The following is a 12114-nucleotide window of genomic DNA, read 5'->3' as shown; positions in this document are numbered from 1 at the left end:
GAGGAAAAAACATGACAAACCAGGAAATGTTAAACGCTTATAACGGATTAAAACTTTTTCAGGAAAAAGAAGCACAGATTTATAAAGAAGATGGAAAGAAAATTTTATCTGGAAAGATAAAACTGAGCTATGCCATTAATAAAAACACGAACTTATTGCTTAACGCATTAAAACCTTATGAAGATACCCGTAAGGAGTTAATGGAAGAATACCGGGATCTTGAACAGGAGGAAAAGGCAATTGAAGAGGAAAAAAAGCGAGCTGAACAGGAAAAGAGAGCCCCCGGAAATGTGGATATCATTCTTAAAGAAGGAAAAAGTGTAAAAGAGCTCAACCAAAAGATTCAGGAACTTCTGGGACTGGAAATGGATTTTGAGGTGCATAAGGTATCCCTGGAAGAATTTGATGGGCTTGATATTGGAAGTTGGGAATTAGGCATTTTTATGTTTATGATTGAAGACTAAACGGAGGCGGCCCTATGCTTAAGATATATGATACGAACCACAATGCCATAGGGCATATTGTCAAATACAAGGATCTGAAGGTTGCGAGCGACGTTACAACTGGCGATCAGACTCTTTCTTTTACATACATGGCAAGACATCATGAAATCTGTGAAGAGTATTATATTGAGACTCAGGATGCTGAGTATGTAGTAAAAGAAAAGAGTGTAAGCACAGATGGATTCCTCTCCTTTGTTGCGGTACTGAACCTGGAAGAACTGGAGGCGAAGCCCTGGAGCTCCTTTGGCATTACGGATTCCACAATAGAAGATGCGGCCAAGCTTGCTCTGGCTGGATCCGGCTGGACGGTTGGCGAATGTACCGTAACCAAGAAAAGAAATGCAGGGATATTGCAGACAAATACGCTTGGAGTAATTCAGAAGCTGTGTACTGCATTTATGTGTGAAGTCGTTTATGATACCAAGAAAAAGACAGTATCCTTTTACGATCAGGTTGGCCAGGATAAAGGGAACTTTTTCCTCACAGGGCTTAACCTGAAACGGTTACAGAGGAAGGGCAGCACCTACGACTATTATACGAGAATTATCCCTATTGGCCAGGACGGGCTTACCATCGAGTCCGTGAACGATGGGAAGAATTACCTGGAAAATTACCAGTACACGAATAAGGTGAAGACCTACATCTGGAAAGACGAATCTTATACAGATGCTGCAGCCATGAAAGAGGATGCAGAAGCGAAGCTGAAAGATCTGTCAAAGCCGGAAGTATCATACAGTGCTGATATTATTGATCTGGCCAAACAAAGAGCTGGATACGATGATTTTTCTTTTTCCCTGGGAGATACAATCACCCTGATCGATGCCGCCACCGGGATCCGGGAAAAGCAGCGGATCATCAAGCTTACACAATATCCACAGGACCATACCAAAGATGAGTGCGAACTGGCCAATAAGCTTCCCTCATTCGAAGAGGCCAGGGAGAAGCTCCAGGCCGCCCAGGAAATTATTAACACCGTAATCAGTGATGATGGACGGTACACGGGGACTATCAATGTATCGGATATTTTGCATTTTGACGAGGGTGTATATGGCAGCAGTGCGGTGGGAAATCTGCAGGGGTTGTACAATACTCTGGACGGGAGCTTATCAGAACTGAAACTGGCGGTAGGACAGATCGAGTCAAACTATATCAAGACAGAAGAGGCTGATATTAAGTTTGCCACCATTGAAAGTCTGAAAGCACTTGAGGCAGAAACTACCAGCATTAAGTCTAAATACGCGGAATTTGAGAGTACCGTTACGGATGAACTGGCGGCTAACAAAGCGTTAATCAATGAGCTGGATGTAAAAAAGATTAACGCCGCAGACGCTGATTTGAAATACGCAAGCATTGATTTCTCCAATATTGGCATAGCGGCTATGGAGAAATTCTATTCAGAATCTGGCTTGATTAAGAATGTAGTGGTCGGCGACCAGACTATTACTGGCGAATTGGTCGGTGTAACTATCAAAGGTGATCTGATCGAGGGTAACACCATCAAGGCAGATAAGCTGGTCATTAAGGGGGAAGATGGCCTTTACTACAAGCTTAATACCAACGGATCAGGAGTAACTTCGGAGCAGACTGACTATAACAGTTTGAACGGTACTGTTATCCAGGCCAAGAGTATCACAGCAGATAAAGTGGCGGTGACCGACTTGGTAGCTTTTGGTGCTGACATCGGTGGAAACCATATCGGACACGACTGCATATATTCCGGAGCTAAGACTTCTGCGCTCAATACCACCAGAGGATTCTATCTCGGCTCAGATGGCCAGGTAGGATTTGGCGATACGAATGAGTATATTCAGTTCTATAAAGGCGATGACGGGAACTTTCACCTGAGAATTAGTGCTGGCGATATTTTGTTTGGTAAGAGTAAGAAGACTGTAGAGAGCGCAATTACTGAGATCGACACTAAGGTTAATAACGTTAAGTCCATTGTTGGAACCACATACACTTACCAGGTTGGTACTAGCATGACAGATGTTCCTACAGGGGAATGGCTAACTTCAATGCCTAACGTACCACAGGGACAGTATCTCTGGACAAAAGAGACCACCTTATATTCAGACGCAACCACCTCCGTAGGCTATATCGCTACCAGGATGGGTGTTGATGGTGCTGGTGGAGCTACCGGACCGGCTGGACCACAGGGACCCCAAGGTGAAAAAGGAGAGAAAGGTGATACTGGAGAGCAAGGACCCCAGGGTGATACCGGCGCAACTGGAGCTCAGGGCGCGAAGGGCGATACAGGAGCGCAAGGACCACAAGGCAACCAAGGTATTCCTGGTGAAAATGCGCATTATGTTAAGGTTGTCGGAAGTAATTACGATTACTCACAAGCTGGAAAAGACGAGGGGCTGTGGCTAAACGGAACCAAACTTACATCAGGAGTAACGAGAGGACATTGTCTAGCTATAATCAACCCAACCACAAATGCATTAGAAAAAGCTACATGGTACGACACGTATAGCACAGCAAGTTGTATGGACGGGATAGCGGACCTTGTGACTACTGGAAAAATAGTTTGCTTATTTACTTTCGACGCATCATCCCTTACAAGCACAGTAAGAAACTTCTTGATCGAATGTGGTTCAAAGGATACGAAAACTTGGATCGCTGCACGGCGTACCCATGTGTTTATAGGTATGCGCGGGTTAGCTAAAGGCAACGCCTATGAGTGGGACGGACTTGGTTCAGGCGCGTTGAAGGAACTTATCGCTTATTACACTTCTTCTGGAATTGTATTAAACGGTAACGTTGGTGATACCGGCGCAACAGGTCCACAGGGACCTCAAGGTAACCAAGGAATACAAGGTGTGAAAGGTGATACTGGTGCGACTGGACCACAAGGCCCCCAAGGTAACCAAGGAATACAAGGAGTAAAGGGTGATATGGGTGCCACTGGCCCAATCGGACCACAAGGACCCCAGGGTAACCAGGGGCCGACCGGACCTCAGGGACCAACTGGTGCCACGGGACCGACCGGTGCCACTGGTGCTACGGGGCCTCAAGGTCCTAAAGGCGATGGACTTGACGTCAAAGACACTAGAAGCACAAATCAAACGCCGCTTTGGTATATACAAAATTTCCCGATGACCACAGTAAATGAGTTGAAATTAGCAAATACGATTGGTCTAACTGGTGAAAACTTCTGTCTTTTAATAACATGCGTGCCATGGCGAGATGCTTCCGGCGGATATCCTAAGCAGACTGCAAAGATTGATGGTCGTGAATTATGGCGAATCGGTATTAGTGATACGCAATGGAGTACATGGAATGACGCATACACCCTTGCAAATTCTGTTGATATGGGTATAGCCGCTTGGTGTTATAACAACGATCGTACTTATATTAATGGCGGACGATTGTACGCTGGTTCGGTTACCGCTGTTCAAATGGCTGCTAATTCTATAACAACTGAAAAAATTGCGGCTGGTTCGGTTACCGCTGATAAAATTGACGTTGTCAGTTTGTTTGCAAAAGACATCGAGGCATCCGGTTCTATATCTGGTGTTAAAATAGTTGCTAGAGAGATTACTGCAAATCAGTCATACTCTATATTTAACGGCACAAACAGTCAGAAAATCTTATATTTTGATGGATCGTCTATCAAATTAGGAAAAATGGGAACTGGAACATCTATACAAGGTGGCGCCGGATTCGAGTTTTTTGATAAGACGGTCACGATGTATGGTGATCTGAGTTTATACAGTGGCGATATTACCACTCCTGGCAATGTGCAGGGAAAAACAATAACTGCGACTGCAGACATGAATACTAATACCATATATGCATCTAATTGGTTTAGATCGCGCGGTACTACAGGATGGTATAGTGAGGATTATGGTGGTGGCTGGTATATGACGGATTCCGATTGGATTCGGGCATATAACGGAAAAGGTATAACCACCAATGGCAATATGTCCATTGGTGGTTATATTCAGAGTAACAACATAATAAATACAACATATGAGTATCAGTCCAATAGAGGTTCGGTAGACTGGCGCTTTGGTGCGGCAACAGGTACAGGTGATGAAAATTTCTTTAGCTTTTATAAAGCTAACAATGGAATGATTCCACTGGCAATTGATGGAAATTTCGGAAACATTTACGTTGGGTTCAATGTGGGAGGTTCAGGTTCGAAGACTGCTGTAGGAGTTTATCTTGGCGCTGAAGTGGCTGGAAGTAGAGCTTTTATCTATCACGGAGATTCATACGCTGGGTCAATTTGGATTCAAACCAGACTTGATGGTTCATGGAAATGGTTTAGTCTCGGAAGAGCATGTAGTGCAGCTCTTTCTGATATTCGACTAAAAGACGATATAAGAGACACCGAAGTACAAGACGCAACAAAAGTTATTGAAGCAATGCAAATTCGTTCTTTTGAAAGAAAAGATTCTCATAAAAAATACAAGATTGGCTTTATAGCAGACGAACTCGAACAGCTTGACCCTAACCTTGTCGATGGAGGCGGAGAAGTTGACGGACATCCATATTATAAATCTGTCAATAATTTGCAGTTGCTTGCGTATGTTGTAAAAGCAATGCAAGAGCTGAGTTCTAAAGTGGATCGGCTCGAAAGAGAAAACGAAGAACTTAGAAGAAAACTTTATTCATAGGAGGATAATATCATGGCATTAACAACATCTAAATCTATCAACTTATCAGGACAGTCCGTTATCAACGGAGTAACAGTGGAGACCTACACCGCATCTTGCAGTGAGGCTAACCCAAAAACTATGTATATTCAGCAGTCTACCACTAACCAGGAGTTACGGAAAGAGAACCGTACGCAGTGCCGTAAAGACCGTGACGAGTTCGAGGAGCTTGCATATGCTATGCAGGACGAGATGATAGCAAACAAAGGACAGGTTGACAGTACAGAAGAGTGATTGGAGAAGAAAATAAATATGAGAATTAGAGCGAGACCATACTAGGTCTTATTTTTTTACAAAATTGCGCCGGCGCAATGCTGGAGAAAGGACATATATGGAAGTAATTATTTCTTCTACAATATCGGCAGCAGTAACGCTGATAGTGTGTCTGATCAGCAATCATAGCCAGAATGAAAAGACGAGGGCGCTCATGGAATACAAGCTGGAAGAGCTTACAAAAAGAGTGGATAAGCACAACAACACCATAGAGCGAACTTATAATCTGGAACAGAGGATGGCTGTATCAGAAGAACAGATTCGGGTAGCAAATCATAGAATTGCAGATTTGGAACATGATCATAAGGAGGATTAACTGTATGAACATTAATGTAAATGAAATTATGAACTATGTAACCTATGCTCTGATCGCATTTGGCTTGATGGCCTTTGTGGTGTCTCTTATTGTGCAGGCAATAAAAGACCTACCGTGGTTCAAAAAATTACCAACCAGTGCAGTTGCTCTTATCACATCCTTTATTGTATGCACTGCTACAATGGTTGCTTTTTGCGAATATTTTAAAATTGTGATTGAATGGTACTATGTGTTTGCTGCAATTATTGCATCATTCGTGATTTATATGGTAGCAACTGGAGGCTGGGAAAGAGTAAAGACAATCTGGGATAAGACAAAGTACAAAAAAATGAGGGCGAGTGATCGCTCTCATTTTTGAAAGGAGAACTTTGACATGAAATATTTTATCTGTGTAGGTCACGCGAACTATGGCGGTGGCGTCATCTCATCTGCAGATGGTACTAGCAAGGGTGGTGTGAATGAATATAAATACAACAAAGAACTGGCGCCCTATGTGTGCAAATGGCTTAAGGTAGCAGGACATGAGGCAACCTTGTGTATTGCTCCGGAAGGTCAGCTGCATTCCCTGAATGATGAAATCAAGTATTTCATTGAAGAAGAGAATAAACAGAACTATGATCTGTCAGTCCAGCTTCATCTGAATGCCTTTAATGGAGAGGCATATGGCTGCGAAGCATACTGTTACAATGCAAATGGTCTTCCGGAAGCCCAGCGGATCAGTGCGAAGCTCGGCACTGTCTGGCATGACAGAGGAGCTGAAGAACGTCCCGGACTGTACTGGACCAGAAAGACCAAGGCAAAAGCTGTCCTGGTAGAATCTTTCTTCTGTGATAACAAGGACGATTATGCCAAAGCGAAAAAACTTGGTATGGATGCTCACGGAAAGCTGATCGCAGAGGGCATTCTGGGAAAAACGATCACAATTGCGCCGGCGCAACCGAAAGCAAAGTATTACATCCAGGCTGGAGCCTACGGAACAAAAGAAAATGCAGATGTGATGGTGAAAGTACTTAAGAAAAAGGGGTTTTCAGCAAGTATCCGCAAAGTAGCCGGCTCCGTCCCATACCGTGTCCAGGTCGGCACATACAGAACAAAGAAGGCTGCCAATAAGGTGGTAAAGAAACTGAAGGCAGTAGACTTCCAGGTATTGGTGAAGAGCCTGTAATGTCGAAATTCGTCGTACTATCTCGCACGATAGTGCGTGACAGATGGGAAAGAATCTGGTACATTAAATATATCCCTCAAATAAGAAAAAGTCCTTACAATCATGCAGCTGCCCGCAGAAGAGTGAGGGCTTTTCTTCTTATATAAAATAACATGGTTGAAGCTGTATAGAATAATACAAAAATGAATACGTAACATACTGGTAGCTAACAAAAATCGCGAAAACCCATTAAAATAAGGCACTACAGTTTCTGTAGAGGAAGCTGCTAAGGCTGGTAAGTTCTAATAATTGAATAAACTATAATTGCTATATAGCAATAAAATTGGGCACTCTGTACAAAATACAGGGTGCTCATTTTTTATCCATAAAGTTAACATGCAGGCTCTGCCTGCGTCATGCCCACACAAACAATTTCGCGTGGGCAAAATGAGAGTGGAATTCTGAATGCATATATATAATGATACCAGTGTCAAAAGGTCAAAAAAGCTGTTCGTGCTTGCACGATAAGGCTTTTGAGCTTGGGACACGCCAAATATGAGAAAGTAGCGATTTACGCAGTAAATCAGCGGATTTCGAATATTTGGAGGATTGCGGGAGCAGCGTAGCTGCGTAGCAATCCGGGTATCAAATGAGTGTCAAAAGACCTTTTGACACTCATATCATATAATGTGGATGCTAAAATCTGACTTCTATTCACAGAAATTTTCACAAACCCATCAAATCTCCCTCACAATTTCATCACAGATTTCAGGTATATTAATAATCAAACAAAGGCGATAACCTTTTTAATCGTATAGATCATATTTTCTTTTTCATACTTGCCAGGACTTTTTGATAAGTCCTGGCCCTCCTTTTTTTCTGGAACAAAATCAGCCCGACAGATTCCATTGACGAAAACATAATTCTATGGTAAAACTTTACTATGCCAATACATTACAGGAGGTTGACCCGAAATGGCAAAAGAAGCAAAGACAAATGCAATGCGAATGCTGGACAGACAGAAGGTAAAGTATGAAACACTTGCCTATGAATGTGACGAATTTATTGACGGAATCCATTGTGCAGACATTACAGGTGCACCATATGAACAGTCCTTTAAGACACTTGTTATGGAAGGGAAAAGCGGCGGATATTATGTATTTGTAGTCCCGATTGAGAAAGAAGTGGATCGTAAGGCAGCTGCCAAAGCAGTAGGAGAGAAGGCAGTTGATATGATCCATGTGAAAGATATTACGAAGATCACAGGTTATGTTCGCGGTGGCTGTAGCCCTATTGGAATGAAGAAACCTTTTCCCACTGTTTTTGACGCTTCAGCAGGAAATTTTCAAGAAATTTATGTAAGCGGGGGGAGAATCGGTCTGACCTTGAAAGTGCCAGTTGCGGATCTTTTGAAAGTGACAGGCGGCAAACTGGCTGCAATCACAGCAGAAGAGTAAGAAACATATATTTTACAGAAAACAAAGCGAAATATGCTAAAATACTTATAAAGAAAACACTGCATGCTGCTATATGCCAAATGCCTTTTTCAAACACACTCTGGCACAGTCAGCAGTGCGAATCAGAAACAAATGATAAAGTGTTCCTGATAAGGGGTCGGTAAGCAAAAGCCACCAGCAAATGTATTATATTAAGCTCGCAAGACGAGCAGCAAGGAGGATTTATGAGAGAAGGAAAGAAGTTTAAGAAACTATTGATCGGGGTCGCAGCGGCTGCTATGACCATGCTTTGTACCTTGCCGGTATCAGCGGCAACCAAATCGTTTAAACCAATCACAGTAAAAGCAGGCAGATGTATTCATTTATTGAATACCAATATTCAGTCAAATGCGATTACGAATTACAGTTACCGCATTCAGCCGCAGAGTTCCGGTACCAGATATGATATTGTATATGCATATGGCGGAGAAGCAGAAGCTTTGAAGGGCGCCAGAACAGATTCCGGCCAGATCATTAACAACACATACATTAAGAGCAGCACCTCTTCCAATCAGGGAATGATCGCCTGCCTTAAGGTTACATCAGGTTCTGTGAAGCTTAGCGTGAAAATTACCTCACCGAATGCCAAGAGCAAGATTACAGCAGCATACCAGAGCTCCAGCCATAGTCCACTGAAGAACACAAGGACCATCAAGAAAGGTCAGTGGATCAAGATGACAAGAACCGGAAGCAATCTTTCTACTTTACCATTAATTGTTGCGGCTAAAAAGGGTGCTAACATTAATCGCAGATTAAACACAACCTCTTATGAAAATTACAGCTTCAAGTCCAAGTATGTGGCATTCAGACGCTACACCAATAAGAAGGGCGGCAAACTCTATAAGAGAAAATATCTGACTACCAATGGAAGCACCAAGTATCATTTTATGCTGATTCCACAGAGCTCTGCCGGAAGATCTTATACAGGTGTTCTGACCACGAAGAAAGGCAATGTAACTTATTACTATCCGTCTGATTATATCAAGGTAAGCGGATATGCAGGAAACAGTAAATAAACCCTGAACCCATTTTCAAACATGCTCTAGAAAAGCAAACAGCAATATCTGCGAAAAGCTCCTCCTGTCAGTTGATTTGACAGGAGGAGCTTTTTAAGAATGTGTTTGGAAAATTTGCGTCGTATATCTTGCGGAAAGACTTTTCAAACGCGTTTTAATTATCTTGAGCGTCTTCTTCAGTAATCTCAAAGACATGGCGCTTTTTAGCCATCTCATCACTTGCAAGATATTCGTCATAAGTAGTGATCTTGTCAATCATAGTACCATTTGGAAGAATTTCCATAATACGGTTTGCAGTTGTCTGAACAAACTGATGATCATGAGAGGTGAAAAGAATTACCCCCGGGAATTTGATCAGACCATTGTTCAATGCAGTGATGGACTCCATATCCAGATGGTTAGTAGGCTCATCCAGAATCAGGATGTTGGCACCGGAAATCATCATTTTGGAAAGAAGGCAGCGAACCTTCTCACCACCGGAAAGTACGCGGACACGTTTCACACCATCCTCACCAGGGAAGAGCATACGTCCAAGGAAACCACGTACATAAGTGGCGTCCTTGATCTCAGAATACTGTGTCAGCCAGTCTGTGATCGTAAGGTCGTTATCGAATTCCTGAGTATTGTCTTTGGGAAAATAAGCCTGGGTGGTAGTGATTCCCCATTTGTAATTACCTTCATCCGGTTCCATTTCTCCAGTAATGATCTTGAAGAAAGTAGTGATCGCCTGCTCATTGGCACCAACGAAAGCAACCTTGTCCTCACGTCCAAGAGTGAAGGAAATGTTATCCAGAACCTTCACGCCATCAATGGTTTTGGAAAGATTTTCGACCATGAGAACTTCATTTCCAATTTCACGGTTCGGGCGGAAATCAATGTATGGATATTTACGGCTGGAAGGACGCATGTCATCCAGCTGGATTTTCTCAAGGGCTCTCTTACGGGAGGTTGCCTGCTTGGACTTGGAAGCGTTAGCACTGAATCGGGAAATAAATTCCTGGAGCTCTTTAATTTTCTCTTCTTTTTTCTTATTTGCTTCTTTCATCTGCTTGATCAGAAGCTGGCTGGATTCATACCAGAAATCATAGTTACCAGCGTACAGCTGAATTTTGCCATAATCAATATCAGCAGTCTGTGTACAAACCTTGTTCAGGAAGTAACGGTCATGGGATACCACGATAACAGTATTATCAAAATTGATCAGGAATTCTTCAAGCCACTCAATCGCGGGAAGATCCAGATGGTTGGTAGGCTCATCCAGCAGCAGAATGTCAGGATTTCCGAAAAGTGCCTGTGCAAGAAGAACCTTGACCTTCATGCTACCGGTCAGGTCAGCCATCTGTGCATAGTGGAATTCAGTGTCAATTCCAAGACCGTTCAGAAGAGTAGCAGCATCGGATTCTGCTTCCCATCCGTTCATCTCTGCGAATTCACCTTCAAGCTCACTGGCACGGATTCCGTCTTCGTCGGTAAAATCCTCCTTGGCGTAAATGGCTTCCTTCTCTTTCATGATCTCATAGAGACGAAGGTTACCCATAATTACAGTGTCGAGAACTGTATAGGCATCATATTTGAAGTGATCCTGCTGTAAAAAAGAGAGACGCTGTCCTGGTGTGATCACAATGTCGCCCTTGGTAGGCTCCAGCTGACCGGAAAGAATCTTCAGAAATGTAGATTTTCCTGCACCGTTGGCGCCAATAAGTCCGTAGCAGTTTCCTTCTGTAAATTTGATATTAACATCTTCGAAAAGAGCTTTCTTTCCAACTCGCAAAGTAATATTGTTTGCTGAAATCATATTTTCCTCCTATATTAAAACGTTATCCTTATAAATGCACATATAATAATAAGTATAGCCGATTTTCATTTTATCGTAAACTGGCAAATTTGCAACAATTATTTCTTGTTTAAAGGCTGTTTTACAGCAGAAACATGGAGAAAACTTACAAAACCCAAAAACCTTAGACTTTACAAAAAAAAAAGCCGCTGTTATAATGGCTGAATATAATGCCAGAATGAATAAAAGCTCCGGAAGTTTTTTCTAAAAGGTGGTGTACGGTGCTGCTTCCCTGGCATTCAACTGGAGGAAAAATTATGCCGAAGAAACAGATATATCTTACCGGTTTTATGGGAACCGGTAAAAGTATGATCCTGAATTGCCTGCATGAGGTATGCGGTTTTGACAAAATTGAGATGGATGAGCAGATTGTTCAGGAACAGGGAATGAGCATTCCAGAAATTTTTGAAAAAAAAGGGGAAGAATATTTTCGGAATCTGGAGACCGAACTTGTAAAAAAAATTTCTGCCATGGATAATATCGTAGTATCGTGTGGCGGAGGAACTGTAATGCGTCAGTGCAATGTAGATGAGATGAAGAAGAATGGAACAATTGTTCTTTTGACAGCAGAACCAGAGACTGTTTACGAAAGAGTGAAAGGCAGCCACAACAGACCTCTTCTGGAAAAAAATATGAATCCGGAATACATAAAAGAATTGATGGAGGCAAGGCGTCCCAAGTATGAAGCTGCTGCAGACTTTGTTATAAAAACAGACAATCGGACAGCGGAAGAAATCTGCCTGGAAATAAATAAACGTCTAAAAACAGTCGATAACTAAAAATAGTGTGAAATTAATGTTAAAAAAATTAAAAAACTATTGAAATAGAAGTTGAAAATTGCTATAATTTGAACATACTGGGAGGGGAA

The 12114-nt window shown here is 42.4% G+C and carries 10 protein-coding genes; 9 read left to right on the top strand and 1 reads right to left on the bottom strand.

The window, feature by feature from the left end; genetic code table 11:
* Positions 1-11 precede the first annotated feature (11 nt).
* The 8 genes from I2D69_RS08945 (at position 12) to I2D69_RS08890 (ending at position 9412) form a co-directional block, all read left to right on the top strand.
* Complete coding sequence (locus I2D69_RS08945; RefSeq protein ID WP_173719565.1) at positions 12-464, top strand: hypothetical protein; 453 nt, start codon at positions 12-14, stop codon at positions 462-464.
* 14 nt (positions 465-478) lie between these two features.
* A complete protein-coding gene (locus tag I2D69_RS20970) occupies positions 479-5128 on the top strand; it encodes a phage tail spike protein (RefSeq protein ID WP_243243790.1) in 4650 nt (1549 codons plus the stop codon).
* A gap of 12 nt (positions 5129-5140) precedes the next feature.
* On the top strand, positions 5141-5401 hold the full coding sequence (locus tag I2D69_RS08915) for a hypothetical protein (RefSeq protein WP_173719457.1): 261 nt from the start codon (positions 5141-5143) through the stop codon (positions 5399-5401).
* Positions 5402-5498: 97 nt separating this feature from the next.
* Positions 5499-5756 carry a hypothetical protein gene (locus tag I2D69_RS08910; RefSeq protein WP_173719456.1) on the top strand — a complete coding sequence of 86 codons (258 nt, stop codon included), beginning with the start codon at positions 5499-5501 and terminating at the stop codon, positions 5754-5756.
* Between the two features lie 4 nt (positions 5757-5760).
* Positions 5761-6114, top strand: a complete 354-nt coding sequence (locus I2D69_RS08905) for a ribonuclease (RefSeq protein ID WP_179988308.1) — start codon at positions 5761-5763, stop codon at positions 6112-6114.
* 15 nt (positions 6115-6129) lie between these two features.
* On the top strand, positions 6130-6921 hold the full coding sequence (locus tag I2D69_RS08900; RefSeq protein ID WP_173719455.1) for an N-acetylmuramoyl-L-alanine amidase: 792 nt from the start codon (positions 6130-6132) through the stop codon (positions 6919-6921).
* 953 nt (positions 6922-7874) lie between these two features.
* Positions 7875-8357, top strand: coding sequence for a Cys-tRNA(Pro) deacylase (gene ybaK, locus I2D69_RS08895; RefSeq protein ID WP_118581456.1), 483 nt, complete (start codon positions 7875-7877; stop codon positions 8355-8357).
* Positions 8358-8581: 224 nt separating this feature from the next.
* Positions 8582-9412 carry a hypothetical protein gene (locus I2D69_RS08890; RefSeq protein WP_173719454.1) on the top strand — a complete coding sequence of 277 codons (831 nt, stop codon included), beginning with the start codon at positions 8582-8584 and terminating at the stop codon, positions 9410-9412.
* 154 nt (positions 9413-9566) lie between these two features.
* On the opposite strand, the gene I2D69_RS08885 is transcribed toward I2D69_RS08890, so the two are convergent.
* Positions 9567-11207, bottom strand: coding sequence for an ATP-binding cassette domain-containing protein (locus tag I2D69_RS08885; protein WP_118581462.1), 1641 nt, complete (start codon positions 11205-11207; stop codon positions 9567-9569).
* A 296-nt stretch (positions 11208-11503) separates the two neighbouring features.
* Here I2D69_RS08885 and I2D69_RS08880 point away from each other — a divergent pair, with 296 nt between their 5' ends.
* Positions 11504-12025, top strand: a complete 522-nt coding sequence (locus tag I2D69_RS08880) for a shikimate kinase (RefSeq protein WP_148462237.1) — start codon at positions 11504-11506, stop codon at positions 12023-12025.
* The last annotated feature ends 89 nt before the right edge of the window (positions 12026-12114 follow it).

Source organism: Ruminococcus sp. D54t1_190329_F1, assembly GCF_015551645.1.
Classification (GTDB): domain Bacteria; phylum Bacillota; class Clostridia; order Lachnospirales; family Lachnospiraceae; genus Blautia_A; species Blautia_A faecis.
The sequence above is the reverse complement of the archived record's forward strand: the minus strand, read 5'-3'. Positions and strand labels throughout refer to the sequence as shown.